This is a genomic window from Streptomyces sp. PSU-S4-23 (assembly GCF_055632315.1).
In genome coordinates this window covers 527,731-552,866 of sequence record NZ_JBVMUU010000002.1, presented here as the reverse complement: position 1 = coordinate 552,866, position 25,136 = coordinate 527,731, and the positions used below count along the sequence as shown (strand labels likewise).

21 protein-coding genes and 1 pseudogene are annotated in these 25,136 nt (G+C 74.1%); 17 read left to right on the top strand and 5 right to left on the bottom strand.

What is annotated here, in order from left to right:
• Window positions 1–18: 18 nt before the first annotated feature.
• Entirely contained in the window at window positions 19–606 is a 588-nt protein-coding gene (locus ACZ79I_RS03250) for an Rv1733c family protein (protein WP_471493872.1), read from the top strand.
• 573 nt (window positions 607–1,179) lie between these two features.
• Here ACZ79I_RS03250 and ACZ79I_RS03245 read toward each other — a convergent pair.
• Together ACZ79I_RS03245 and ACZ79I_RS03240 are read right to left on the bottom strand one after the other, a co-directional pair.
• A complete protein-coding gene (locus ACZ79I_RS03245; RefSeq protein ID WP_471493870.1) occupies window positions 1,180–1,905 on the bottom strand; it encodes a CBS domain-containing protein in 726 nt (241 codons plus the stop codon).
• 28 nt (window positions 1,906–1,933) lie between these two features.
• Window positions 1,934–2,398 carry a cyclic nucleotide-binding domain-containing protein gene (locus ACZ79I_RS03240; RefSeq protein WP_471493869.1) on the bottom strand — a complete coding sequence of 155 codons (465 nt, stop codon included), beginning with the start codon at window positions 2,396–2,398 and terminating at the stop codon, window positions 1,934–1,936.
• Window positions 2,399–2,804: 406 nt separating this feature from the next.
• Between ACZ79I_RS03240 and ACZ79I_RS03235 the strand changes: the two genes are divergently transcribed.
• On the top strand, window positions 2,805–3,713 hold the full coding sequence (locus ACZ79I_RS03235) for a universal stress protein (protein WP_471504726.1): 909 nt from the start codon (window positions 2,805–2,807) through the stop codon (window positions 3,711–3,713).
• Between the two features lie 70 nt (window positions 3,714–3,783).
• Window positions 3,784–4,620, top strand: coding sequence for a universal stress protein (locus tag ACZ79I_RS03230; protein ID WP_471493868.1), 837 nt, complete (start codon window positions 3,784–3,786; stop codon window positions 4,618–4,620).
• On the opposite strand, the gene ACZ79I_RS03225 is transcribed toward ACZ79I_RS03230, so the two are convergent.
• Complete coding sequence (locus ACZ79I_RS03225) at window positions 4,580–5,038, bottom strand: pyridoxamine 5'-phosphate oxidase family protein (RefSeq protein ID WP_471493866.1); 459 nt, start codon at window positions 5,036–5,038, stop codon at window positions 4,580–4,582. The two genes, ACZ79I_RS03230 and ACZ79I_RS03225, sit on opposite strands and share 41 nt — an antisense overlap.
• Before the next feature lie 338 nt (window positions 5,039–5,376).
• Between ACZ79I_RS03225 and ACZ79I_RS03220 the strand changes: the two genes are divergently transcribed.
• From ACZ79I_RS03220 to pflA, 6 genes and pseudogenes are all read left to right on the top strand, one after another.
• Window positions 5,377–6,873, top strand: a complete 1,497-nt coding sequence (locus ACZ79I_RS03220; RefSeq protein ID WP_471493864.1) for an APC family permease — start codon at window positions 5,377–5,379, stop codon at window positions 6,871–6,873.
• 33 nt (window positions 6,874–6,906) lie between these two features.
• Complete coding sequence (locus ACZ79I_RS03215) at window positions 6,907–8,121, top strand: arginine deiminase (protein WP_471493862.1); 1,215 nt, start codon at window positions 6,907–6,909, stop codon at window positions 8,119–8,121.
• A gap of 28 nt (window positions 8,122–8,149) precedes the next feature.
• Complete coding sequence (locus ACZ79I_RS03210; RefSeq protein WP_471493860.1) at window positions 8,150–8,470, top strand: ornithine carbamoyltransferase, subunit I; 321 nt, start codon at window positions 8,150–8,152, stop codon at window positions 8,468–8,470.
• Between the two features lie 3 nt (window positions 8,471–8,473).
• Window positions 8,474–9,397 (top strand): carbamate kinase, encoded by a 924-nt coding sequence (locus tag ACZ79I_RS03205; protein WP_471493859.1) that lies wholly within the window; start codon window positions 8,474–8,476, stop codon window positions 9,395–9,397.
• 282 nt (window positions 9,398–9,679) lie between these two features.
• Window positions 9,680–9,985 (top strand): annotated as a pseudogene (locus ACZ79I_RS03200) (glycine radical domain-containing protein); the annotation flags it as partial.
• 11 nt (window positions 9,986–9,996) lie between these two features.
• Entirely contained in the window at window positions 9,997–10,734 is a 738-nt protein-coding gene (gene pflA, locus ACZ79I_RS03195; protein ID WP_471493857.1) for a pyruvate formate-lyase-activating protein, read from the top strand.
• A 21-nt stretch (window positions 10,735–10,755) separates the two neighbouring features.
• Here pflA and ACZ79I_RS03190 read toward each other — a convergent pair whose 3' ends face one another.
• Window positions 10,756–12,471 carry a SulP family inorganic anion transporter gene (locus ACZ79I_RS03190; RefSeq protein ID WP_471493855.1) on the bottom strand — a complete coding sequence of 572 codons (1,716 nt, stop codon included), beginning with the start codon at window positions 12,469–12,471 and terminating at the stop codon, window positions 10,756–10,758.
• Window positions 12,472–12,722: 251 nt separating this feature from the next.
• On the opposite strand from ACZ79I_RS03190, the gene ACZ79I_RS03185 reads away from it, so the two are divergent.
• The 5 genes from ACZ79I_RS03185 (at window position 12,723) to ACZ79I_RS03165 (ending at window position 18,830) form a co-directional block, all read left to right on the top strand.
• Entirely contained in the window at window positions 12,723–13,352 is a 630-nt protein-coding gene (locus tag ACZ79I_RS03185) for a hypothetical protein (RefSeq protein ID WP_471493853.1), read from the top strand.
• Between the two features lie 187 nt (window positions 13,353–13,539).
• Window positions 13,540–14,445 carry a universal stress protein gene (locus ACZ79I_RS03180; protein ID WP_471493851.1) on the top strand — a complete coding sequence of 302 codons (906 nt, stop codon included), beginning with the start codon at window positions 13,540–13,542 and terminating at the stop codon, window positions 14,443–14,445.
• A gap of 20 nt (window positions 14,446–14,465) precedes the next feature.
• Window positions 14,466–15,488: a zinc-dependent alcohol dehydrogenase gene (locus ACZ79I_RS03175; RefSeq protein ID WP_471493849.1), complete on the top strand. Its 1,023-nt coding sequence runs from the start codon at window positions 14,466–14,468 to the stop codon at window positions 15,486–15,488.
• Window positions 15,489–15,493: 5 nt separating this feature from the next.
• Complete coding sequence (locus ACZ79I_RS03170) at window positions 15,494–16,366, top strand: universal stress protein (protein WP_471493848.1); 873 nt, start codon at window positions 15,494–15,496, stop codon at window positions 16,364–16,366.
• Window positions 16,367–16,448: 82 nt separating this feature from the next.
• A complete protein-coding gene (locus tag ACZ79I_RS03165; RefSeq protein WP_471493846.1) occupies window positions 16,449–18,830 on the top strand; it encodes a phosphoketolase family protein in 2,382 nt (793 codons plus the stop codon).
• 60 nt (window positions 18,831–18,890) lie between these two features.
• Here ACZ79I_RS03165 and ACZ79I_RS03160 read toward each other — a convergent pair whose 3' ends face one another.
• Window positions 18,891–20,843, bottom strand: coding sequence for a PAS domain S-box protein (locus ACZ79I_RS03160; RefSeq protein ID WP_471493845.1), 1,953 nt, complete (start codon window positions 20,841–20,843; stop codon window positions 18,891–18,893).
• Between the two features lie 291 nt (window positions 20,844–21,134).
• Between ACZ79I_RS03160 and ACZ79I_RS03155 the strand changes: the two genes are divergently transcribed.
• The 3 genes from ACZ79I_RS03155 to ACZ79I_RS03145 are packed head-to-tail and all read left to right on the top strand — an operon-like array spanning window position 21,135 to window position 25,103.
• Window positions 21,135–23,828 (top strand): bifunctional acetate--CoA ligase family protein/GNAT family N-acetyltransferase, encoded by a 2,694-nt coding sequence (locus ACZ79I_RS03155; protein WP_471493844.1) that lies wholly within the window; start codon window positions 21,135–21,137, stop codon window positions 23,826–23,828.
• Window positions 23,829–23,841: 13 nt separating this feature from the next.
• Window positions 23,842–24,573, top strand: coding sequence for a CBS domain-containing protein (locus tag ACZ79I_RS03150; RefSeq protein ID WP_471493842.1), 732 nt, complete (start codon window positions 23,842–23,844; stop codon window positions 24,571–24,573).
• A 17-nt stretch (window positions 24,574–24,590) separates the two neighbouring features.
• Window positions 24,591–25,103, top strand: coding sequence for a flavodoxin domain-containing protein (locus ACZ79I_RS03145; protein ID WP_471493841.1), 513 nt, complete (start codon window positions 24,591–24,593; stop codon window positions 25,101–25,103).
• The last annotated feature ends 33 nt before the right edge of the window (window positions 25,104–25,136 follow it).

Sequence of the window (25,136 nt, the reverse complement as noted above, 5' to 3'; positions counted from 1 at the left end):
CGGGAGGGGGTGCGACCGATGCGGAAGGTCAGGCGCGGGACGGTCCTTGCGTGGCGGTGGCGGCGCAATCCGCTGCGACGGCACAGCGACACCGTGGAGGGCTGGGTCGTGCTGGCCACCTGGCTGGTCGCCGTGGCCGGCGGGACCGCCGCCGGCGCCCTGGGCGCCTATGCCGTGGGCGAGGCGGCGGACCAGCAGCGGCAGCAGCGGCAGCCGGTCGCCGCGGTCCTGCTGCAGACCACGCCGGACGACCTGCGCGACCCGGCCAGCGGATCCCGCTACGACCACCTGCAGGCGAAGGTCCGCTGGACCGACGGCGACGGCGCCGTCCGCACCGGCACCACGAGCGTGGAGACGGGAGTGAAGGCCGGCACCGGGGTACCGGCGTGGACCGACGGGCACGGCCACCTGGTGTCCGCCCCGCTGAGCGCGTCGGAGGCCGCCGCACGGGTCGTCCTGACCGGGGCCGCGGCCGCCGCGGCCGGGGGCCTCGCCGTTCTCGTCGGCGGACGCGTGGTGCGCCTGCGGATCGAGCGGCGCGCCACGGAGAGCTGGGGCGCCGAATGGGACCGCGTCGAGCCGCAGTGGCGACGCAAGACGAGCTGACACCGGGCTCCGCCCGGAGACGCGGGACGCGGCGGGCACCCCGGGTGCCCCCTCTCCGCACGGCGCCTGCCGGGCCCACCGCGAACGCCGTGGCTGGTCGACCTCGGGGGGCGAGGATCTCGCCCCGGGCGTGCACCCGCAGGATGGCGGCGCGCTCGGCCCGGTCGGGCAGCGGGACGGTGACCTGGCGGTCGGAAGCGTCCGGGGCGCAGCAGGGCCGGGCCGAGGGCCTCCGGCCGGTTGCCGGCGGCGAGGACGACGACGCCTCGGCCGCCGCGGCGTTCCCCGGGAGCCGGTTCCCGGCGGCGGGGGCCGCGGGCCGCACGGCCGTCCCGGCCCGGACGCCACCTCCTCCCGCGGGGCTGCGGGCCGCATGGCTGTCCTGTCCGGGACGTCACCCCGCGGGGCTGCGGGCCGCATGGCCGTGCCGGCCGCCCCGTCCCGCTGCGGGCCGCATGGCCGTGCCGGCCGCCGCGGCGTTCCCCGGGAGCCGGTTCCCGGCGGCGGGGGCCGCGGGCCGCACGGCCGTCCCGGCCCGGACGCCACCCCCTCCCGCGCGGCCACCCCCACCGGTCAGGGTGCGGCGGCCCTCTTGTCCCCGCCCGCCGCGGCAGCGTCGGCGGCCCCCGGACCGGTGAGGTCGAACCGCACGTCCACGACGCCCTCGACGGCCCTGACCAGACGCGCGGCCACCGGCACCAGCGAGGTGTCCCGGACGTGGCCGCCGACCGTCACGACCCCGTTCTCCACACCTATGCGCACGTCCGCCGAGGGGAAGAGGCGTGAGACGACCTCGCGCCGGACCTCCCGCTCGATCTCCTCGTCGTCGCGCAGGAACACCTTCAGCAGGTCCGCGCGGCTGACGATGCCCTGCAGCATGCCCAGCTCGTCGACCACGGGGAGCCGCTTGACCCGGGACAGCGCCATGGCGCGCGCCGCCTGCGCGAGCGTGGCGTCCGGACGGATGGTCACGGCCGGGGAGGTCATCAGGTCCTCGGCGGTCACCGCGTCCGCCCTGGCGAGGTCGGAGAGCCGGCCCGGCGGCGGGAGAAAGGCACCCTCGGGCGCGCCCGGCCTCGACGGGAGGAGGCCGGAGACGTTCTCGCGGAACTCCTCCTTGGCCAGCAGGTCGGCCTCCGAGACGACGCCGACGACGCGGCCCTCGCCCTCCAGCACGGGCAGGGCGCTGACCTTCCAGTCCTGCATCATCCGCACGATCTCCTTGAAGGCCGCGCGGCGGCCGACGGCGGCGACCGTATGGGTCATCACATCGCTGACGATGTGCGGGGTGCCGAGCATGGAGCCTCCTCCGGTGGAAGGTGCGCGATCAGTGGAAGCCGCCGCTGCCGTACGGGGCGTAGAGGTCGAGCAGCCGGGTCCGGGCCGAGTGCAGGCGGTGGACCACGATCCCGCCCACCCACTGGGCCACGCCCAGGCCGAGCGCCGGATCGTCCTGGCACATCGCGCGGACCGTCGCGGCATCGAACTCGTACGCGCGCACCGGGCTCGTCGTCGCCGCGCCCATGTGCCAGACGTGCGGGGCGAACAGCCAGGACCAGCCGAGGAGTTCGTCGTGCCCGAGGGTGGTGACGACGGCGGGGCGGCGGCCCGGCACATGCATGTCCAGGTCGACCGTGCCGGTGCGGATGGTCCAGAACCGGTCGGCGCGCCCGCCTTCCTCGAACAGACGCGTTCCCTGGGGGAAGGACACCTCACGGGCGCGGCTCATCAGCCGCCTGCGGTGCTCGGCGGGCAGTGCGCGGAGCATGCTCGTCGTCGGGGGAGCGTTCATCACGGCCTCCAGAGGACATACGGGTCCGCGCTCTCAGCCTGTCCCGGTGCCGCCTGACCGGCCATGGGCCACCTGGCCCCCCGGCCGGGCCGTCCGGCACCGCGGCGGCGCCGGGGCTTCGGGGGCGCCGGGCTCCGCGGGTTGTGTTCCCGGGCCCTCAGGGGGTGAGCGCCGCGGCCGGCCCGGGTGCGGCACGCCCGCGGGTCCGTGACGGGCGCTCGCGTGCCTCCCCGCGCCCCACAGGGGCCTCCCCGGCCGCCCCGGTGCTTCGCCGCGAGGGAGCGGCACGGCGGGACGATGGGCCGATAGGCCCCGGGAAAGGCCTGTGCGGCCCCTGCGCACGGGTACGTCCTGTGCCCGAGGCTCGATGGAGGAGCCGGAGAACCCGGACGAGGAGGTCCGCACCATGGTTCGGCACGTCACCGCGGGGGTCGACGAATCCAGCGAGAGCCTCGCAGCCGCGCACTGGGCCGCCCGCGAGGCCCTGCGCCGGGGCGCCCCGCTCCGCCTCGTGCACGCCTGGACGTGGCAGCTGACACCGGCGCCCTCCGTACCCATGGGCATGACCCAGCGGGACTGGGCGGAGGAGACCCTGAAACGGGCGGCCGGCAGCGTCCGCGCCGCGCACCCCGGGCTGACGGTCGAGGACCGGCTGGTGCAGGACTCCGCGGTCACCGCCCTGCTCGACGCGGCCGGCGACTCCGGCCTGCTGGTGCTCGGGTCCCGCGGTCTCGGCCGGGTCGCGGGTTTCGTGGTCGGTTCGGTGTCCCAGCGCGTCGTCGCCCGGTGCCCGCGTCCCGTGGTGCTCGTACGCGCGGGCGAGACCTTCGCCGACGAACACCTGCCGGCCTCCGTCGGCGTCTCGCCCGACGAGATACCCGAGACCCCCTACCGCGACGTCGTCCTCGGCCTGGACACCCGGTACCCCTGCGACGAGCTGATCGAGTTCGCCTTCGAGTCCGCCCGCCGTCTCGGCGCCTCGCTGCGCGTCGTCCACACCTTCACAGCCCCGGCGGCCCACGCCGTCCAGGGCCGGACGGGCCCGGCGGCCGGGCCCGAACTGCTCGCCGAGCGGGAACACGACGTGGTCGCGACGCTGCGTCCGTGGTGCGAGAAGTTTCCCGGGGTCCCGGTGACCGAGACCGTCTCCGAGGGGCGAGCCGCCCCGGAGCTCGTGCGTGCCTCCGCGCACGCCTCTCTCGTCGTGGTCGGGCGCCGGATGCGGGACGCCCGGATCGGCACGCACATCGGCGCGGTCACCCAGGCCGTGCTCCACCACGTCGGCTGCCCGGTCGCCGTCGTCCCGCACGCCTGAACCGGCGCCCGGACCGGACCGGCGCCCCGACCGCCTTCCGGGAGCCGCCGACCAAGGGGAGGAAGAGCCCATGACCGCCACGACCAGCCGGCATGTCACCGTCGGCGTGGACGGCTCGGCCGTCTCGGTACGCGCACTGGACCGAGCCGCCGAGGAGGCGGCCCTGCGTGCCCTCGGCCTGGAGATCGTGTACGCGGTACCGGACCGGGACGAGGCGGAACCGGTGCTGGCGTCGGCCGCCGAGCGGGTGCGCCGCCGTCATCCCGAGGTCCCCGTCACCACCCTCGGGGCCGAGGGGCACTCGGCGGCCGCACTCGTGGAACGCGCACGCCACGCCGCGCTCACCGTCGTCGGCTGCCGGGGCCTCGGCAGCGTCTCCGGCACGCTGCTGGGTTCGGTGAGCATGCGCCTGGCCGCGCACGCGCCGGGCCCCCTGCTCGTGGTGAGGGGCGGCGTGTCCTCGCGCCGGCACGGGGAGGTGCTGGTCGGCCTGGAGGACCCCGCCGACGCCGACACGGCCGCGTACGCCTTTCAGGAGGCGGAACTGCGGGGCGCCCGGCTGCGGGTCCTGCGGTCCCCGGCCCGGCGCGGCGGGGCGGAACAGACGGAGCACCGGCGCGGCGGGCGCACCGCATGGCTGTCACCGGACGCCGGGGTGGCCGCAGCGTCGGCGCGGGCGCTGGTGGAGGCCAGCCGCACCGCGGACCTCGTCGTCGTGGCCGGCCGGCCGGGTCCGCCGGGGCCGGGCAGGCGGCCCGGGCCGGTCGCCAGGGCGCTCCTGCACCGGGCCCACTGTCCCGTCCTGCTCGTTCCCGGTGTGACCGTGCCGTTCCGCCCACCGCCGGCGGGGCGCGAACCGGCCGGCGTCATCCCTCGCCGGGCGCGGGGACGAGCCGGACGCCCGTGACCAGGTCAGGGCGGATGCGGAACGTCTGGTCCATGGTGCCGCTCAGCCACGGGCGCAGCACCGACCGGTAGTAGGCCAGTTCGCCGGGGTCGGTGACGGGGCGCGCGTAGCCGGTGGCCACGACGCTCCAGCCGAGCCGGGAGTCGGGATCGATGCTGTCGGCCTCGTAGGCCACGACCACACCCCGGCTGTCGGCCTCCCGGATGCGGGACGTCAGAGCCGTGCCCTCCTGGGTGCGGATGACGATGTCGCCGTTGTGCAGGACGTGGTTGACGGGCCGGATCGTCGGCAGGGCGTGCCGGGTGAAGACGAGCCGGCCGAGGGGAACCTCGCCCAGCAGCCGCAGCGCCTCCTCGCCGGTGAGGTCGAGGGAGTGGCGTGGCTTCACGACGGTCGCTTCAGGAGTGTCGGGGGACATGGTGGTCTTCCGTGCGGGTAGCTGCCTCATTCCGTGTCGCGGGCGAAGCGGCTGCCTTCTGCGACGGGCGGAGCGGCCTCTATGGAACGGCGGGCGGACGGGCGCGCGGTAGGGCCGTTCGGCCCGGATGACCGGGGCGCCCGGCCCGTTGTGGCGGGTGACCGCCACGGCGGGGCGGCCGGGTGCGGGACGCGGAGCCCCGCACGGGGCCGAGCGGGCAGCCGGCCGGGGGACCAATGGGCCCCGCAGGGGCCTTCCGGCCGCTGATCGCGCCGTGCGCGGTGCAGAAGGATCGTCCCGGATCGGTACTCCACGGCAGCCGCACAAGGAGCACACCCATGTCCACCACCACGAAGGACGGCGAGAGGCCGGCCGAGGGGGCCGCGCTCGGCCTGCCCGCCGCCAGCGCGCTCGTCATCGGCAGCATCATCGGTACGGGAGTCTTCGCGCTCCCCGCGGCCCTCGCACCCTACGGGCCGGTCTCCCTCGTGGCGTTCGGCGCCGTCACCCTGGGAGCGCTCGCGCTGGCCCTGACCTTCGGGTCGCTGTCGAGGCGCGTACCGGCGTCCGGAGGGCCCTACGTCTACGCCCGCGAGGCGTTCGGCGAGTTCGCGGGATTCCTCAACGCCTGGTCGTACTGGATCACGGTGTGGGCCGGGAACGCCGCGATCGCGGTGGCCTGGGTCGGCTACGTGGAGGTCTTCGTCAACACCGGTCACCGCACATGGACATCCGTGCTGATCGCGCTGACCGGGCTGTGGATCCCCGCGGTGATCAACCTCACCGGGGTGCGGAACACCGGCGCCTTCCAGGTGATCACCACCGTCCTGAAGTTCGTTCCGCTGCTCTTCATGGCCACCGTGGGGCTGCTGTTCATCGACCCCGCCAACTTCGGGGCGTTCAACGCGAGCGGCCGGTCCGTGCCGGGCGCCGTCTCGGCGGCCGCGGCCATCGCCCTGTTCAGCTACCTGGGCCTGGAGGCCGCGTCCGTGGTCGCCGGGCGGGTCCGCGAGCCCGGACGGAACGTGCCGCGCGCCACGGTCTACGGCACGCTCGTCTGCGCCGTCATCTACGTGCTGGGCACCCTGGCGGTCTTCGGCACGGTCCCGCACGGCGAACTGGCGTCCTCGACCGCGCCGTTCACGGACGCGGCGAACGGCATCGCCGGCGGGACCTGGGCGGGCGACGCCGTCGCCGTGGCCGCCGTCGTCTCCGGCATCGGCGCCCTCAACGGCTGGACCATGCTGAGCGCCGAGATGCCGTACGCGGCCGCCCGCGACGGGCTCTTCCCCGCGGCCTTCGCCCGGCTCCGCGGACGAGGCGGCGTTCCGGTCTTCGGCATCGTCTCCTCCACCCTCCTCGCGTCGCTGATCACCGTGTTCAGCTACACCCGCTTCGAGGACGTCTTCACCAAGATCGTGCTGCTGAGCGTGCTCACGGCCGTGATTCCGTATCTGTTCTCCGCGGCCGCCCAGTTGCACCGGCTGCTGGTGCGCGGCCGGGAGGGCATCGCGCCGCGGCGCCTGGCCCGGGACGTCACCGTCGCCGCGCTGGCCATGGCGTTCTCCTACTGGTCGATCCAAGGAAGCGGCTACCAGACCGTCTACTACGGGCTGTTCGTGCTGCTGCTGGGGCTGCCGGTCTATGTGTGGCTGAAGCGCGGCCAGGCCCGCGGGGCGGCGCGGTCCGCGCCCGTGGAGCCGGCGGCCGGCGACCGTGCCGCACGTGCCGCACGTGCCCCGGAGACTCCGCCCTCCCGCCCGCCGGCGCTTCCCCGGCCGCGGCGGGGCCGCAGCGGCGGGCCGCGCAGGCAGGGCCTCGGCCACCGCGACTGACCACCCGCCCCCCACCACCGAGGAAGCCGAGAGATGAACACCTTCCACGTCGACTCCGAAGTCGGCCGCCTGCGCCAGGTGATCGTGCACCGCCCCGGGCTCGAACTCTCCCGCCTCACCCCGCGCAACGTCGACGCGCTCCTGTTCGACGACATCCTGTGGGCCAAGCGCGCCCGTGAGGAGCACGACGCCTTCACCCAGGTCCTGCGCGACCACGGCGCCCGTGTGCACTACTTCGCCGACCTGCTGGCGCAGACCCTCGACGTGCCCCAGGCCCGCACCTGGCTCCTGGAGCGGGTGGTCACCCCGGCCACCGTCGGGCCGGCCCTGATGGACCCGGTGCTGGAACGGTGCGCCGCACTCGACGGGGAGACCCTCGCCGGATACCTGATCGGCGGGCTGCTCAAGAGCGATCTGGACCTCGCCGCCCCGCGCAGCCTGGTCTGGAGCGCGCTGGACGACGACGACTTCGCCCTCGCGCCGCTGCCCAACCACCTCTTCCCGCGTGACAACTCCTGCTGGGTGTACGACCAGGTGTCGGTCAACCCCATGGCCAGGCCCGCCCGGCGGCGGGAGAGCCTGCACGCGGAGGCCGTCTACCGGTTCCACCCGATGTTCGCCCACGTCGCGCCCGCGCCGCTCCTGGACGGCCCCGTCGGCACCCTCGAAGGCGGGGACGTCCACGTCCTCGGCAACGGCGCCGTCATGGTCGGCATGGGGGAGCGGACCACCGCACAGGCGGTGGAGAACCTGGCGGCACGGCTGTTCGAGGCCGGTACGGCGAGCAGGCTGATCGCGGTCCGGCTGCCCGCGGCACGCGCGTACATGCACCTGGACACCGTGCTGACCATGGTCGACCACGACGCCTTCACCATCTACCCGGGCCTCGCCGACTCGCTGCGCTCGTGGACGCTGGAACCCAGCGACGTGCGCCCCACCGGCTTCGGCGTCGTCCCGAACCCGGATCTGGCGACCGCCCTGGCGAAGGCCCTGGACGTGGACAAGGTCCGCATGCTCTCCGCACCCCAGGACATCCGCAACGCCGAGCGAGAACAGTGGGACGACGGCAGCAACTTCCTCGCGCTCGCCCCCGGCGTGATCGTCGGCTACGAACGCAACGTCACCACCAACACCCATCTGCGCAAGCAGGGCATCGAGATCGTCACCATCGCCGGCGCCGAACTCGGCCGCGGCCGCGGCGGCCCGCGCTGCATGAGCTGCCCCGTCGAACGCGACCCCGCCGTCTGACCGGCCCGCACCCGCGAGGGACACCGACATGACCACCGACCTGCGGAAGACGCTGCGGCCAGGCCCGGCCCTGGTCGCGGGCCGCCGTTCGCCCGCCGGGCGCCCGTACCGGGAAGACGACAAGACGGTGGCGGCCACCGGCGACCCGGACATGCGGTTCACGCACTGCCCGCCGTCCCTCCCCGACCGCCGCACCCGGCTCGGCCGGGAACTCTTCGAGACCCACGGCCTGGACGCGTTCGAGGTCGCCGACGAGGTCTTCTCCTCGCCCGCATCCCTCGTCTTCGACCAGGCGGAGAACCGGCTGCACAGCATCAAGGCCGTGCTCCTCGCCACTCTGGAGGACTGAACCATGCGCATCGTCGTCGCCCTCGGCGGCAACGCCCTGCTGCACCGGGGCGAGCGCCCCGACGCGGACGTGCAGCAGACGAACATCGACCGGGTGTCCACCGCCATCGCGTCCCTCGCCCGTGACCACGAGATCGTCATCACCCACGGCAACGGGCCCCAGATCGGTCTGCTCGCCGCCGAGACATCGACCGATCCCGCCCTCAGCGCCCCCTATCCGCTGGACCTGCTGGGGGCGCAGACCGAGGGGATGATCGGCTCGCTGCTGGCCCGGGCCCTGTACAACGCCCTCCCCGGACGCCGGGTCGCCGCGCTCGTCACCCACACCCTCGTCAGGGCCGACGACCCGGCCTTCGACCGGCCCACGAAGTTCGTCGGCCAGGTGTACTCGGCGGACCTGGCCCGCTCCCTCGCGCGCAAGCACGGCTGGTCCATCGCGCGGGACACCACCGGATGGCGGCGCGTCGTCGCCTCGCCGGCACCCGAGCGGATCCTGGAGACCGACACCGTCCACGACCTGCTCATGGACCACACCCTGGTCATCTGCGCCGGCGGCGGGGGTGTCCCCGTCACCTCCGATCTGGACACCGGCGCGCTGACCGGTGTGGAGGCGGTCGTCGACAAGGACCTCACCGCGGCGCTGCTCGCCGAGGACCTGAAGGCGGACTTCCTGCTCATCCTCACGGACGTCCCGTACGTCTACGAGCGCTACGGCACCCCCGGCCAGCGGCCCGTCCTGGACGCCACTCCCAGCGAGCTGCGTCGCGGCCACTTCCCGGCCGGCTCGATGGGGCCGAAGACCGAGGCCGTGGCGCGGTTCGTCGAACGCACCGGGGGCCTCGCCGCGATCGGTTCCCTCGACGCGGCGTACGAGATCGTCCACGGCCGCTCGGGCACGCTCGTGCGGCCCGATCTGCCCGTCGGATGACGCCCGGCCGGCAGGGCCACGGGAAGCGGGCCGAACGGCCCCCGCCCGGGAACTGCCCGGCACTCCCGGCGGCCACCGCGAACGACCAGGATCCGGAGGGAGAGCGGACATGCGCGACAGGGGAGAGGACCGTCGATGAGCGCAACCACGACGGCCGGCAGCCGGACGGCCGGTGCCCGGCGGGAGTTCACCGGGACGCGCCGGCGCGAGCGTATCGACGTACGCGACTTCGTCCAGGCCGACCACACGCCGTACACCGGCGGTCCGGACTTCCTGACCGGGCTGCCGTACGAGCAGGCCCGCGACGGCATCTCGCCGACGTCGACGATCACGCCGGAGGGGCTGGGGCACGACCCGGCCGAGCGCCCGGGCAACCTGGCGGGCGTCCTCGACGGGTACACGGCCGCCGGCGGTTTCCACATGAACGTCGACGTGCTGGACCGGGCGACGCTGGAGGACGCCATGGAACACCCGGAGACGTACCCGGACCTGACACCCCGTGTCTCCGGCTACGCGGTCGACTTCGTGCGGCTGACCCCGGAACAACAACTCGACGCGATCAGCCGGACCTTCCACGGATCGCTGTGAAGGAGGGTGCCGTGACGGACACCACGACCGGCCGGATCCACTCCTGGGACCTGTCCACCGGCGTGGACGGTCCCGGGACGCGGTTCGCGCTCTCCGTCAGCGGCTGCCCGCTGCGCTGCCTGTACTGTGCCAACCCGGACACCTGGCACATGCGGGACGGGCGGGAGGCCACCGCCGACGATGTGATGGAGGAGGTGACCGGGTACCGGGACTTCGTCACCACGGCCGGGGGAGGGGTGACGATCACGGGCGGCGAGCCGCTGCTGCAGCCCGCCTTCACCGCCGCGGTCCTGCGCCGCTGCAAGGAGGCCGGTCTGCACACCGCGCTCGACACCTCAGGCTTCCTCGGGGCCCGTGCCACCGACGAGCTCCTGGCCGACACCGACCTGGTGCTGCTGGACGTCAAGGCGTTCCACGCCGGCACCTACCGGAAGCTGACCGGGGGTGTGCTCGCCCCCACGCTCAACTTCGCCACCCGCCTCGACCGGCTCGGCATCCCGATGTGGATCCGCTACGTCCTGGTTCCCGGCTGGACGGACGACCCGGCGTCCGTGGAGGGCCTCGCCCGCTTCGCGGCGGGGCTCGAAACGGTCGACCGCGTGGACGTCCTGCCCTTCCACAAACTGGGCTCCGCGAAGTACGAGGCGCTCGGGCTCCCCTTCCCGCTGCGGGACACACCGGTACCGGATCCCCGGTCGACGGAGCGCGTCCTGGAGCGGTTCCGGGCGCACGGCGTGCCCGCCCACTGACCGGGACGCACGGCGTGCGGCCTACCGGGCGCCGCACCAGGCGCGGTACGCGTCCACGGCGGTCGGCAGCGTCGGAAAGATCCGGTCCGCGCCGACGGAGTCCGTGAGTCCGTAGGCGCGCAGGTCGCCGAGGAGGTCCTGCTTGACGCGGGCGAGGGCGAAGACGACGCCGCGCCGGGCGAGTTCGCGGCGCACCTCGTCGACCGCGTCGAGCGCGGTGATGTCGACCTCCACGTTCGCCTCCATGTTGAGCAGGAACCAGCGGACCGGGTCGTGCTGCCCGTCGACCGCGGCCAGCGCCCGGCGGCGGAAGTCCTCCGCGTTGGCGAAGAACAGCGGCGAGTCGTACCGGTAGACCAGCAGACCCGGGACGGTGCGGGCCTGCGGGTAGTCGTCGACGTCGTGCATCCCCGCCACCCCCGGCACGATCCCCTCGACGGCGTCGTGCGGGCGGGCCACCCGCGTCAGCAGCTCCGCCACCGACAGGCCGACGGCCACCAGCACCCCGTACAGGAGGCCCAGGGCGAGGACGCCCGCCAGACAGCCGAAGGCCAGCAGCAGCTCCCTCCTGCGGAACGACGCCAGACGCCGAAAGCCCGCGAGGTCGACCAGGCGGAGGGCGGCGTAGACGACGAGCGCGCCCAGGACGGCGGAGGGCGTACGGGTCATCAGCGGGCTCACGAAGAGCAGCACGGCCAGCACCGCCGCGCCCGCGACGAGGGCGTACGCCTGACTGCGGGCGCCCGTCGAGGAGGCGAGCGCGGTGCGGCTGGCACTGCTGCTGACCGGGAAGCCGTGCACGGCGCCCGCGCCGAGATTGGCCGCTCCCAGGGCGAGGAACTCCTGGTTGGCCCGGAGCCCGGCGCCGTCGTCGTCCCGGCGGGCGAACGCCCGGGCGGTGAGGATGAAGTCGCTGTAGGCGACGAGGAGTACGCCGAGGGCGGGGAGCACGAGACGCGGCAGCTCGGCGAGGTCCGGGACGGCGAGGCGGGGCAGCCCGGACGGCACGCGCCCGATCACCTCGATGCCGTACCGGTCGTCGAGGCCGAGGGCCACCACGGCCACCGTACCGAGGACCACGGCGAGCAGCGGGCCCGGAACGCGGGGGAGGAACCGCGCCGTCAGGAGCAGGAAGGCGAGCGCCACGGCGGAGAGGGCGACCGTCGCCGGACGGACGTCGCCCAGGTGGCCCGCGAAGGACCGGAGCCGGGGGAGGAACCCGGAGCCGGTCGTCTCGACGCCGGTGACCTTGGGCAGCTGGTCCGTGATCATGATCGCGGCCACACCGGCCAGGTAGCCGATCAGGACCGGCCGGGAGAGCAGGTCCGCGACGAAGCCGAGCCGCACCGCCCACGCGCCCAGGCACAGCAGCCCGACCGTGACCGCGAGGGCGGCCGCCAGCATGGCGTACCGGCCCGGATCCCCCGCGGCCAGCGGGCCGACCACGGTCGCCGTCATCAGCGCGGTCGTGGACTCCGGGCCGACCGACAGCAGACGCGACGAGCCGAGCAGCGCGTACAGGGCGAGACCCGGCAGGATCGCCCAGAGTCCCGCGACCGGGGGCAGTCCGGCCACGCCCGCGTACGCCATGACCTGCGGCACGAGGTAGGCGGCCACCGTGATGCCCGCCAGCACGTCCCCCCTCAGCCATGAGCGGCGGTAGCCGACGAGGGCTCCGACCCCTGGCGCGAGCCGTTGGAGCCACCCCACGTCCCGCTGCTGCGAGCTCTTCGGCATCGGCCTCCTTCCCCGTGGTGGTCCAAGGATCCACGGCATCACCCCCGACCGGCGAGGGGCCGGTCGGTCCCCGTGCGCCACCACCTGCGCGGTCGGGACGGCCGGCGCCCCGCCGGGCCGCCAACTGGTCCCGGGTAAGGGGCCGTTCAGCCCGGGGTCCGCGGACCTTCGGCACCCGGCGGGACGGGGCGCCGCGCGGACACAGTGAGGGTGTCAGGCACCGACCGGACCATCCCCGAAGGGATCACATCATGGCCGTGCACGAGCACCCTCACGGGAGCGCGGGATTCCACCTGCCGTCGTTCCGCAGGCACCGGACCGCCTCCGCCTCCGAGCCCGCCGTCTCGGCTCGGACCGACGCGCACACCGCGCGGGCCTACGCCTTCGCGTCGCTGCGCCTGCTCACCGGATTCGTCTTCCTGTGGGCGTTCCTCGACAAGACCTTCGGCTTCGGCTACGCCACCCCCTCCGGCAAGGGCTGGATCGACGGCGGCTCGCCGACCAAGGGATTCCTCAGCGGTGTGGCCGCCGGGCCGATGGAGTCCACCTTCCACTCGTGGGCCGGGGACACCTGGGCCGACTGGCTGTTCATGGCCGGACTGCTCGGTGTCGGGCTCGCCCTGGTCGGCGGCTTCGCGCTTCGGATTGCGGCCGTCGCCGGGACCGCGATGATGGCTCTCATGTGGATCGCCGAGTGGCCGCCCGCCCGGCACCTCTCGGACGGTTCGCTGAGCATGTCGACCAACCCGTTCGCGGACTACCACGTGATCTACGCGGTCGTCCTGATCGCGCTGGCCGCGGCCTCCGCCGGCGACACCCTCGGCCTCGGCCGGCTGTGGGCCCGGCTGCCGTTCGTCCGTGACCACGGCTGGCTCCGCTGACCCGCCCCGGGGCGGCGGAACCGCCCGGCGGTCCGCCGGGCCGGCCGGCTCCAGGAGCCGGCCGGCCCCGGACGGACGCCCTGGCCGCTCATCCCCCCGCACCCATCCCCCCGCACGACGCCGCGTGCACGAGCACGCGGAAGACGGATACCCGGACCCCGGGATCCCGACTCAGGAGGTAAAGATCATGCCCCGCTTCGTCACCGTGGGCCTCGACGGTTCGGCAGAGAGCCGGGCCGCGGCCGAGTGGGCGGCCCGCGAGGCGAACCTGCGCGGCCTGCCGCTGAAGCTGGTCCACGTCTGGGAGCCCGTGCCCGGAGCCATGGCGGAGGCGCCGCCGCTGGGCGACGAGACGCACGAGCACTGGACCGGGCGCATCCCCCGCGACGCCGCCGAAGGACTCCGGCGCCGCCACCCCGGACTCGACGTGACCACCGAGCAGCTGAGCGGAGGCCCCGCCGAGGTGCTGGCGGGGCTGACACAGGACACCGAACTGCTTGCCCTGGGCACCCGTGGACTGGGCGGGATCGGCGGCTTCATGGTCGGCTCGGTCTCCCTGGCCGTCGTGGCCCACGCCACGCGGCCGGTGGTGCTGGTCCGCGCCGGGGAACAGGCGGCCGACGAGCACGAGATGGACGCCGCCGGCGTCCCGTCCGCCGCGGCGCCGTTCCGGCCCGTGGTCCTCGGCCTCGACACCGACAGCCCCGACGACACGGTGATCGCCTTCGCCTTCGAGGAGGCCGCCCGCCGCGCCACCTCCGTGCACGCCGTGCACGGCTGGAGCCTGCCGTCGTACTACACCTACAGCCTCGCCGCCGGCGTGGACCTGCGCGACGAGCTCTCCGGCCAGCAGGCCGCCGCCCTCACCGAGGTGCTGCGCCCCTGGCGGCAGAAGTACCCGTCCGTCGAGGTGGTCGAGGAGTCCCGGTTCGGCAGTGCCGGAGACCTCCTGGCGGACGCCTCCCGCGAGGCGTCGCTCGTCGTCGTCGGCCGGCGCTTCCGCCGCAATCCGCTGGGCACCCACATCGGGTCCGTCACCCACGCGGTGATGCACCACGCCGTCGTTCCCGTCGCCGTCGTCCCGCACGACTGACCGCCTCCGGGGAGGACATCATGAAGGCAGCGGTCGTACGGGCCCTCGGCGAACCCCTGGTCATCGAGGAGCGCCCGGACCCGGAGCCCGGCCCGGGCCAGGTCCGGATCCGTGTCGAGGCGTCCGGGCTGTGCCACACCGACATCCACGCGGCGCACGGCGACTGGCCGGTGCGGCCGACTCCGCCGTTCGTGCCCGGCCACGAGGGCGTCGGTCTCGTCGAGGAGCTCGGCGAGGGCGTCACCCGTCTGGCGGTCGGACAGCGCGTGGCCGTGCCGTGGCTGGGCTGGGCCTGCGGGCGGTGCGAGCACTGCCTGTCCGGGTGGGAGACCCTGTGCGAGCGGCAGATCAACACCGGATACGGCTGCGACGGCGGCCATGCCGAGAAGATGCTGGCCTGGGCCGACTTCGCCCAGCCCGTACCGCAGGGCGTCACGGCGCTGGACGCCGCGCCGCTGACGTGCGCCGGCGTGACCACGTACAAGGCACTCAAGGTCGCCGGTGTCCGGCCCGCCCAACTGGTCGCGATCTCCGGTGTCGGCGGCCTCGGCCATCTGGCGCTGCAGTACGCGAGGATCGCCGGAGCACGGGTCGCGGCGATCGACGTCACCGACGAGAAGCTCCGACTCGCCGCCGAGCTGGGCGCCGACCTCGTCATCGACGCCCGCAAGGACGACGTCGGCGAGGTCCTCAAACGCCACGGCGGCGCGCACGCCGCGCTCGCGCTGGCGGTGAACGAGGCCGCCTTCTCGGCGCTGAACGCGGGGCTGCGCCGCGGCGGCAAGCTCGTCATGGTCGCCCTTCCCGCCCACGGCACCATGCCGGTCCCGATCTTCGACACCGTCCTGAACGGCACCTCGGTGATCGGCTCCATCGTGGGCACCCGGCAGGACCTGGCGGAGGTGTTCCAGCTGCACGCGGCCGGGCGCACCAGGGTCATCCGCGAGACCCGGCCGCTCACCTCGCTCAACGAATCCATCGAGGACGTGCTCGGCGGCCGGGTCAGGGCCCGCATCGTCTTCGACCTCGCAACGGAAGGGTGACAACGATGCAACTCCCCCTGGTCGTGGGCGTCGACGGCTCCGAGCCGAGCCTGCGGGCGGTCGACTGGGCGGCCGACGAGGCCGCCCTGCGCGGGCTGCCGCTGCGCCTGGTGTACGCGTCGCTGTGGGAGCGCTACGAAGGCGCCGTTCCGGGCCGGCACACCGGTGAGGCCGAGGAGCAGATGAAGGCCGAGGACATCGTCGGGACCGCCGAGCGCCGTGCGCGCCTGCGCCGGTCCGACATCGAGGTCTCCACCGGAATCCTGGCCGAGGAACCGGAGTACGCCCTGCTGAGGGAGGCACGGCAGGCCGCCGCGCTGGTCGTGGGCAGCCGCGGCCGCGGCCCCGTCGCCGAACTGCTCCTCGGCTCCGTCAGCCTCACGGCCGCCGCCCACGCGGACTGCCCCGTGATCGTGGTGCGCGGCGGCCACGACGGCCCGGCCCCGGCCGGACCCCGGGGCCGCATCGTGGTCGGCGTGGGCGAGCACCCGGGGGACTCGGCCGCCGTACGGTTCGCGGCCGAGGAGGCGCACAGGCGCCACGCGTCCCTGGAGGCCGTACGGGCCTGGCGGTGCCCCGCCCACGAGACCACCGACCATCCGCAGCTGGCGGCGGAACCCGCGCACCTGCACGAACAGCGGGCGGCGCAGACGCTGGACGCGGCGCTGCGGGACGTCCCGCCGGACGTGGACCTGCACCGCCGTACGGTCGAGGGCCCGGCCCGCACGATCCTGCTGGACGCCGCCGCCGACGCGGACCTGCTGGTCGTGGGCGCCCGGCGCCGCCCCGGGCACATCGGGCTCCAGCTGGGCCGGGTCGCCCACGGAGTGCTGCACCACGCGGCATGCCCCGTCGCCGTCGTCCCCCAGCGAGAATGACGGGGGCGCTCGTACCTCCCGCGCGGCGTGGCCGCCGCGCTCCGCAACCGATGACCACCGTCGACGACCAGTGGAGTCACCGATGCCCAAGGCCCCCGAACACCGGCACAGCACCACACCGAGCGACGAGGAACTGCGCACCCTGGACGCCCACTGGCGGGCAGCCAACTACCTGGCGGCGGGCCAGATCTATCTGATGGCCAACCCGCTGCTGACCGAGCCCCTCAGGCCCGAGCACATCAAGCCGCGGCTGCTGGGCCACTGGGGCACCTCGCCCGGGCTCAACCTCGTGTACACCCACCTCAACCGCGTCATCAAGGCGCGCGGCCTCGACGCGCTGTGCATCTGGGGACCGGGCCACGGCGGTCCGTCCGTGCTCGCCAACTCCTGGCTGGAGGGCAGCTACAGCGAGACCTATCCGGACGTGACGCGGGACGCGGCGGGCATGGAGAAGCTGTTCAGGCAGTTCTCGTTCCCCGGCGGCGTACCCAGCCATGTCGCGCCCGAGGTGCCCGGCTCGATCCACGAGGGGGGCGAACTCGGCTACTCGCTCGCCCACGCCTACGGAGCCGCCTTCGACAACCCGGACCTGCTGGTCACCTGTGTGATCGGGGACGGGGAGGCGGAGACCGGACCGCTGGCCGCCTCCTGGCACTCCAACAAGTTCCTCGACCCGGTCCACGACGGCGCGGTCCTGCCGATCCTCCACCTCAACGGGTACAAGATCGCCAACCCGACCGTGCTGTCCCGTCTCCCGGAGCCCGAACTCGACGCGCTGCTGCGGGGATACGGCCACGAGCCGATCCATGTCACCGGCGACGACCCGATGACGGTGCACCGCGCCCTGGCCGAGGCGTTCGACGACGCGCTGGACCGCATCGCCCTGATGCAGCGCACGGCGCGCCAGGAGGGCGTCACACAGCGGCCGCACTGGCCGGTGATCGTGCTGCGCACCCCCAAGGGCTGGACCGGGCCGGCCGAGGTCGACGGCGAACCGGTCGAGGGCACCTGGCGCGCCCACCAGGTCCCGCTGGCCGGCGTGCGCGAAAACCCCGGGCACCTGCGGCAGTTGGAGGAATGGCTGACGTCGTACCGGCCCGAGGAGCTGTTCGGCACCGACGGCCGCCCGCGCGCCGACGTGCTGGCCTGCGTACCCGACGGCGACCGGCGGCTGGGCGCCACCCCGTACGCCAACGGCGGGCTGCTCGTCCGCGATCTGCCGATCCCGTCCCTGGACGCGTTCGCGGTACCCGTCGACAAGCCGGGCGCCACCCTCCACGAACCCACCCGGATCCTCGGCGGCCTGCTCGAACAGATCATGAAGGACACCGCAGCCCGGCGGGACTTCCGCCTGGTCGGCCCGGACGAGACCGCCTCGAACCGGCTGCAGGCGGTCTTCGACGCCAGCGGCAAGGCATGGCAGGCCGAGAGGCTGCCGGTGGACGAACACCTCGACCGGCACGGCCGGGTGGTGGAGATCCTCTCCGAACACCTCTGCCAGGGCTGGCTGGAGGGCTACCTCCTGACCGGCCGGCACGGACTGTTCTCCTGCTACGAGGCGTTCGTGCACATCGTCGACTCGATGGTCAACCAGCACATCAAGTGGCTCAGGACGTCCAGGGAGCTGCCCTGGCGCGCCCCCATCGCCTCCCTCAACTACCTGCTCACCTCGCACGTATGGCGCCAGGACCACAACGGCTTCTCCCACCAGGACCCCGGCTTCGTCGACCACGTCCTCAACAAGAGCCCCGAGGTCGTCCGCGTCTATCTGCCGCCGGACGCCAACACGCTGCTGTCCGTGGCGGACCACGCCCTGCGCAGCCGGGACTACGTCAACGTGATCGTGGCGGGCAAGCAGCCCTGCTTCGACTGGCTGTCCATGGACCAGGCCCGCGTGCACTGCGCGCGCGGCGCCGGGATCTGGGAGTGGGCCGGAACCGAGAACGGCGGCGAGCCGGACGTGGTCCTCGCCTGCGCCGGTGACGTGCCCACGCAGGAGGTGCTGGCCGCCGCGCAACTGCTGCGCCGCCACCTGCCGCAGCTCGCGGTCCGGGTGGTCAACGTCGTCGACATGACGCGGCTGCTGCCCAAGGAGGAGCACCCGCACGGCATGACCGACTTCGAGTACGACGGCCTCTTCACCACCGACAAGCCGGTGATCTTCGCGTACCACGGCTACCCGTGGCTGATCCACCGCCTCGCCTACCGCCGCACCGGCCACAAGAACCTGCATGTGCGCGGCTACAAGGAGGCCGGCACCACGACCACGCCGTTCGACATGGTGGTGCGCAACGACCTGGACCGCTACCGACTGGTCATGGACGTCATCGACCGCGTGCCCGGACTGGCGGTCCGCGCCGCCGCCGTACGCCAGCACATGGCCGACGCCCGCACCCGCCACCACGCCTGGATCCGCGAGCACGGCACGGACATGCCCGAGGTCGCGGACTGGACCTGGGCCTGATGACCGTGCTCCGCGCCGCCGGCCCGCCCGCCGCCGACCGGGGCCGTTCGTGGGGAACCGCTACAGCTTGAGGCTGAACCACGTCGTCTTCCCGTCGTCGGTGGGCCGCACCCCCCAGTCGGCCGCGAGGGCACGCACCAGGAGCAGTCCGCGGCCGGACTCGTCGTCCTCGGCCGCGAGGCGCGGCCGGGGCAGGCGGGAGCTGCGGTCGCTGACCTCGACGGTGAGGTCGGTGTCCGTGCGGCACACATGCATCCCGATCGGGCCCTGGGCGTGCCGCACGGCGTTGGTGAGCACCTCGGAGAGCAGCAGCCGCGCGTCGTCCGCGGTCTTCGCGCAGCCCCACGTCGCGAGCGTCCGGTCGAGGAAGGCGCGGCCCGCCGGCACCGACTCCGGCGCGGAGGGCAGGTCCGTGGTGGCCGAGGCCAGCGGGGCCGCGGGCAACCGCGTCAGCAGGAGCGTGACGTCGTCGTGGCCGTCCGCGTCGGGCAGCATGGCGGCCAGGACGTGGTCGGCGGCGGCCTCCAGGTCGGGGGCCGCGGTGGCCAGCCTGCCCAGCGTCGCGACGAGCCGGTCGAGCTGGTCCTCGATGTCGGTGCCCGGCGTCTCGATCAGCCCGTCCGTGTAGAGCACGAGGGTGGCGCCCCGCGGGATCGTGGTGCAGCACTGCTCGTGCAGCACGCCCCCGACACCGAGGGGCGCGTTCACCGGGGCGGGCAGCGTGTGCGCCTCCTCACCCGGGACGGCGACGAGCACCGGCAGATGCCCGGCGGAGCAGATGGTCACCTCTCCCGTGTCCGCGGCGATCACCAGGTAGCAGCAGGTGACCAGCTGGTCGGGGGCGTCGAGGTCGGCGACGACGCTGTCCAGGGCCTGCATCAACTGGCGGGGCTGCAGCCCGGTCTTGGCCAGCGCGTGCGCGGCGGACCGGAGCTGGCCCATGACGGCCGCGGCCTCCAGCCCGCGGCCCATCACATCGCCGATCAGCACCCCGACCCGGCCCGCGCCGAGCGGAATCAGGTCGAACCAGTCGCCGCCGACGCCGGCGCCCTGGGTCGCCGGCCGGTAGCGGCTCGCGGTGGGCAGGCCGGGGATGGCGGGCGGGGTGCCCATGAGACTGCGCTGCAGGGTGAGGGCGATGTGCCGCTGCTGCTCGTACAGCTCCGTCAGCTCCGCCTCGGCGCGCTTGCGGTCGCCGATGTCCCGCACGATCGCGCACGCCCCCTGGACCGTGCCGTCCGGGGCACGGGTGGGCCACAAGGTGACGTCGACGTCGAGCAGGCCGCCGGAGCGGGTGACCCGCAGCGTCTCGAAGTGCTCGACCTTCTCGCCCCGGCGCAGCCGCTCCAGCAGTGTGACGATCTCGTCCTGCCGCTCTGCCGGTGCCAGCACCGACATGTGCCGCCCCAGGATCTCGGCCGCGGTGTACCCGTACAACCGCTGGGCGGCCGCGTTCCAGTAGGTGATGCGTCCGTCGAGGGTCTTGGCGAGGATGGCGTCCTGCGAGGACTCGACCAGCGCGGCGAGCTCGTTGATCCTCGCCTCGGCGGCCTTGCGTTCGCTGACGTCGCGCACGGCGGCGGAGACCAGGAGGCCGTCGGCGGTCTCCAGGGGGCTGAGGCTGATCTCGACGGGGAACTCGGTGCCGTCCTTGCGCAGCCCGTACAGATCCAGCCCGGCGCCCATGGGGCGGACCTGACGGTTGTGGGCGTAGGCGCTGCGGTGTGCGGTGTGGTGGGTGCGGAAGCGGCCGGGGACGAGGAGTTCGACGGGCCGGCCGAGGAGCTCGTCGCGGTGGTAGCCGAAGAGCGCCTCGGTCTGGGCGTTGACGAGCCGGATGGTGCCGGTGTCGTCGACGATCACCATGGCGTCCGGCGCGGCCTCCAGCAGCCCGCGGAACCTCTCCTCGGCGGCCGCCGGGCCGCCCGCCCGGTGGTGCGCACCGCACCGGCACGTCTCCTGCCCCACCACATCGGTGGGGCGGGACATGGACGCTTCGGCCAAGTCGCTCATTTCCCTACCCGTCCCCAGGCTCACCATGAGTCGGCCATCTCAGCGCAAACCGAACAGCTCCGCGGGCCCATGTCGCTTAGTGGCCCGACAACGGCCGAACCTGTCCGCCGGAGGCCGCCCGCCTGACCGCTCCGGGTCCGCGTCCGCCCACTCGGCGGTGTGCGGCGGGGCATGCCGGACGACCGGCGGCTTTAGGGCCGTCCGGCCCCCCACCCGCCCCGGACAGCCCATGGGATCAGTGCCCGGTCCGCTGGATGCTCGACGTGTCGACAGGTTGGGAGGAGACCCGCGATGGCGCACGACGTGCTCAGCCGCCCCACGGTCCACGCCCTGCTCGCGGACGGCACCACGGTGTGCATCCGCCCCGTGGCGCCGGGCGACCACGAGCAGTTGCAGCGGTTCTACGAGGAGATGTCCCCGGAGAACCTCCGGATGCGGTTCTTCGCGGTGAACCGGCGCTCCGGTGCCCTGGCCGCCGAACGGGCGTGCAACCCCCCGCACGCCGGCTACGGCGCGCTGCTGGCCGAGCGCCACGGCCGGGTGATCGGCCTCGCCGAGTACGACACGGGCGGCGAGCCGGACGGCGCCGAGATCTCCATCGCGGTCGCCGACGGGCTGCACCACCGCGGCGTCGGCACCCTGCTCGTCGAACATCTGATCGCGGCCGCCCGCGCGGAGGGCATCACCACCTTCCAGGCCGACGCGCTCAGCGAGAACCGCGAGGTGCTGCGGCTCTTCACCGACCTGGGCCTGCGGATGGTGCGCCGTTTCGAGGGCCCCGAGGTCCGCTGGACCTTCGCACTCGACGAGAACGACGCCTATCTGTCCGCCGTGGAGGAGCGCGGCCGGGCCGCCGACGTGGCCAGCCTGGAGCCGCTGCTGAGGCCGGAGGTGGTGGCCGTCGTCGGCGCGGGCCGAAAGCCCGGATCGGTGGGACGGGCCATCCTGCACCACCTGCACGCGGGCGGCTTCACCCGCCGCCTCTTCGCTGTGAACCCGAGCGTCTCCTCGGTCCTCGGCGTCCCCTGCCACCCCTCCGTCAGCGCCCTGCCCATGACCCCCGACCTCGTGGTCGTCGCCGTGCCCGCCGCGGCGGTCCCCGCCACCGCCGAGGAGTGCGGCAAGGCGGGCGTACGGGCGCTGCTCGTCGTCACGGCCGGCCTCGACAGCGCCCAGGCAGAGGCGCTGATGACGGCGTGCCGCACCTACGGCATGCGGCTGGTGGGCCCCAACTGCCTCGGCATCTCCAACACCGACCCGGCGCTGCGGCTTGACGCCACGTTCGCCGCCGGCCACCCGCGCCCCGGGACCGCGGGCGTCGCCGTGCAGTCCGGCGGCGTCGGCATCGCCCTGCTCGACGGACTGTCCCGGCTCGGCATCGGCGTCTCGTCCTTCGTGTCCCTCGGGGACAAGTACGACGTCAGCGGCAACGACATGCTCCAGTGGTGGGAGAGCGACGGGCGCACCGATCTCGCCCTGCTGCACCTGGAGTCCTTCGGCAACCCGCGGGCGTTCTCCCGCACCGCGCGCCGCGTGACCCGCCGTATGCCCTTGCTGACCGTGGACGCGGGCCGCACCGAGGCGGGCCGCCGTGCCGCCGCGTCGCACACCGCGGCGGCCGCGACCCCCACCGTGACCCGGCAGGCGCTGTTCACCCAGGCCGGCATCACCGCCACCCACTCGGTCGCCGAACTCCTCGAGACCGCGGCCCTGATGCGCTCCCAGCCGCTCCCGGCGGGCCCGCGCGTGGCGATCGTCACCAACGCGGGCGGCGCCGGTGTCCTGGCGGCCGACGCCTGCGCCGAGGCGGGACTCGACCTGCCCCCGTTCACGTCCGAGGTGAGGGACGACCTGCTCGCCCTGCTGCCCGACGGGGCCTGCGCGGGCAACCCGGTCGACGCCGGCGCCGCCGTCACGGAGGAACAGCTGAGGGAGTGCGTGGACCGGCTGATGCGGTACCCGGGCATCGACGCCGTCCTGGTGGCCCTCGTGCCGACGGCGGTCGCCGCCGCGACCGGGGACGTCCTGGTGCGGGCCGTCACCGGCGGCCCCGCGCACCGGGCCCGCACGCTCGTCGCGGTACGCCTCGAACAGGACCTGCCGGTGAAGCTGCTGCCCGTCACGGGCGGCGGCACCCTCCCCTCGTACGCCGAACCCCAGGCGGCGGCGCGCGCGTTGGCCCACGCGGCCCGCCGCGCGTCCTGGCTCGCCCGGCCCGTCGGCACCGTCCCCGCGCTCCAGGGGATCGAGACGGAGCGCGCCCTGGAGGTCACCGACGCCTATCTCGCCGCACACCCCGACGGCGGCTGGCTCGACCCCCGCACCTGCGCCGACCTCCTGGCCTGCTACGGCATACCGCAGCTCCCCTGGGCCTGGGCCGAGACCGAGGACGACGCCGTCGGCGCGGCCGAGCGGCTGCGCGGCCCCGACGGCCGGGTCGTCATGAAGGCCCACTGGCCGGGCCTGCTGCACAAGACCGAGCAGGGCGCGGTCCATCTCGACCTGCAGGGCGACGCCCAGGTGCGTGCCGCCTTCCAGGACCTGAGCAGGCGGTTCGCCGGCCTGATGGACGGCGTGGTCGTGCAGCCGCTCGCCGCACGCGGCACCGAGCTGTTCGCCGGCGTGGTCCAGGACGAGGTCTTCGGCCCGCTCGTGCTGTTCGGACTCGGCGGCACCGCCACCGAGGTGCTCGCCGACCACGCGGCCAGGCTCGCCCCGCTGACCGACAACGACGTCCACGACCTGATCACGGGCCCGCGCTGCGCCCCGCTGCTGTTCGGCGCACACGGCGCCGCGCCCGTCGATCTGGAGGACCTTCAGCAGCTGCTGCTGCGCCTGTCCCGCATGGCGAGCGATCTGCCGCAGCTCGCCGAGGTCGACTTCAACCCCGTTCTCGCGGCACCGGGCGCAGTGACCGTGCTCGACGCACGCGTACGCCTGCTGCCGCGCCGCCCCCAGGATCCCCATCTGCGCCGACTCCGCTGAGGAGGGAACAGTCATGAAGCACAACAAGGTCGGCTCCGTGATGACCACGGACGTCGTCCGTGCCCGGTACGGCACCCCGTTCAAGGAGGTCGCACATCTGCTGGCCGACAACCGGATCAGCGGGCTGCCCGTCGTGGACGAGGACGAGAAGGTCATCGGCGTGATCTCCGAGACCGACCTCATGGCCCGTCAGGCGGAGGCGCCCGACCCCTACGAGCCCAAGAGCGGCTTCCGCCTGCGCGGTCTGACGCCCAGGGCCCGGAAGCAGGCCGCGAAGGCCGGGGCCCGCACCGCCGGCCAGCTGATGACCGAGCCCCCCGTCACCGTGCACGCCGAGGAGACCATCGCCGAGGCCGCCCGGACCATGGCGCAGCGGCGCGTGGAGCGCCTGCCGGTGCTGGACGAGGAGGACCGCCTCGTCGGCATCGTCACCCGCCGCGACCTGCTCCAGGTCTTCCTGCGGCCGGACGCGGACATCCGCGACGAGGTGACCGGGGAAGTGCTGGTGCGCACGCTGTGGCTGGCACCGCGGGCCGTCGACGTCTCCGTGACGGAGGGCGTGGTCACCCTCACCGGACACATGGAGCGCAAGAGCGACGCGGAGATCGCCGTCTCCATGACGAAGCACATCGACGGCGTGGTCGCCGTGGTCGACCAGCTCACCTACCGGCTGGACGACTCCCGGCTGCACCCCGACGAACCGCGCCTGCACGGAGTGGCCGACGACTGGCTGCGCAGGCTGTGAGAGGGGGACGGACCGCCATGCCCGGCACGGTGCTGGTCGCCTACGGAACGACGAACGGATCCACGGCCCGGATAGCCGAAGCCGTCGCCGGCGCCCTCCGCAGGGACGGGATCACCGCCGAGGCGCTGCCCGCCGCCTCCGTGGCGAGTGTGGCACCGTACTGCGCGGTGGTGGTCGGGGGCGCTCTGTACAAGGGGCGCTGGCACCGGGACGCCCGGCGGTTCGTCCACCGCCACCGCGGGGACCTCGCGCGGCGCCCGCTGTGGTTCTTCAGCAGCGGGCCGCTCGACTCCTCGGCCTCGGAGCGGGACATCCCGCCCGTGCCGGGGGTGCGGCGGGCCATGGCGCGGCTGGACACCCGGGAGCACAGGACCTTCGGGGGGTGCCTCGAAGAGGGCGCGACGGGGCGTGTGGCCCGGATGATGCTGAGCTCCGGGATGGCCGGGGACTTCCGTGACTTCCCCCGGATCCGCGAATGGGCGGCGCGGATCGCCGGGGAACTCGGGAGCCGGACGGAAGGGACCGGCTGACCAGTGCACGGAATCCCGGTGCCCCGCACGACG

Bases quoted from the DNA above. Each gene is read 5' to 3' on its own strand.
- ACZ79I_RS03250 (WP_471493872.1), top strand. From the start codon at position 19: ATGCGGAAGGTCAGGCGCGGGACGGTCCTTGCGTGGCGGTGGCGGCGC.
- ACZ79I_RS03245 (WP_471493870.1), bottom strand. From the start codon at position 1,905: ATGCTCGGCACCCCGCACATCGTCAGCGATGTGATGACCCATACGGTC.
- ACZ79I_RS03240 (WP_471493869.1), bottom strand. From the start codon at position 2,398: ATGAACGCTCCCCCGACGACGAGCATGCTCCGCGCACTGCCCGCCGAG.
- ACZ79I_RS03235 (WP_471504726.1), top strand. From the start codon at position 2,805: ATGGTTCGGCACGTCACCGCGGGGGTCGACGAATCCAGCGAGAGCCTC.
- ACZ79I_RS03230 (WP_471493868.1), top strand. From the start codon at position 3,784: ATGACCGCCACGACCAGCCGGCATGTCACCGTCGGCGTGGACGGCTCG.
- ACZ79I_RS03225 (WP_471493866.1), bottom strand. From the start codon at position 5,038: ATGTCCCCCGACACTCCTGAAGCGACCGTCGTGAAGCCACGCCACTCC.
- ACZ79I_RS03220 (WP_471493864.1), top strand. From the start codon at position 5,377: ATGTCCACCACCACGAAGGACGGCGAGAGGCCGGCCGAGGGGGCCGCG.
- ACZ79I_RS03215 (WP_471493862.1), top strand. From the start codon at position 6,907: ATGAACACCTTCCACGTCGACTCCGAAGTCGGCCGCCTGCGCCAGGTG.
- ACZ79I_RS03210 (WP_471493860.1), top strand. From the start codon at position 8,150: ATGACCACCGACCTGCGGAAGACGCTGCGGCCAGGCCCGGCCCTGGTC.
- ACZ79I_RS03205 (WP_471493859.1), top strand. From the start codon at position 8,474: ATGCGCATCGTCGTCGCCCTCGGCGGCAACGCCCTGCTGCACCGGGGC.
- ACZ79I_RS03190 (WP_471493855.1), bottom strand. From the start codon at position 12,471: ATGCCGAAGAGCTCGCAGCAGCGGGACGTGGGGTGGCTCCAACGGCTC.
- ACZ79I_RS03185 (WP_471493853.1), top strand. From the start codon at position 12,723: ATGGCCGTGCACGAGCACCCTCACGGGAGCGCGGGATTCCACCTGCCG.
- ACZ79I_RS03180 (WP_471493851.1), top strand. From the start codon at position 13,540: ATGCCCCGCTTCGTCACCGTGGGCCTCGACGGTTCGGCAGAGAGCCGG.
- ACZ79I_RS03175 (WP_471493849.1), top strand. From the start codon at position 14,466: ATGAAGGCAGCGGTCGTACGGGCCCTCGGCGAACCCCTGGTCATCGAG.
- ACZ79I_RS03170 (WP_471493848.1), top strand. From the start codon at position 15,494: ATGCAACTCCCCCTGGTCGTGGGCGTCGACGGCTCCGAGCCGAGCCTG.
- ACZ79I_RS03165 (WP_471493846.1), top strand. From the start codon at position 16,449: ATGCCCAAGGCCCCCGAACACCGGCACAGCACCACACCGAGCGACGAG.
- ACZ79I_RS03160 (WP_471493845.1), bottom strand. From the start codon at position 20,843: ATGAGCGACTTGGCCGAAGCGTCCATGTCCCGCCCCACCGATGTGGTG.
- ACZ79I_RS03155 (WP_471493844.1), top strand. From the start codon at position 21,135: ATGGCGCACGACGTGCTCAGCCGCCCCACGGTCCACGCCCTGCTCGCG.
- ACZ79I_RS03150 (WP_471493842.1), top strand. From the start codon at position 23,842: ATGAAGCACAACAAGGTCGGCTCCGTGATGACCACGGACGTCGTCCGT.
- ACZ79I_RS03145 (WP_471493841.1), top strand. From the start codon at position 24,591: ATGCCCGGCACGGTGCTGGTCGCCTACGGAACGACGAACGGATCCACG.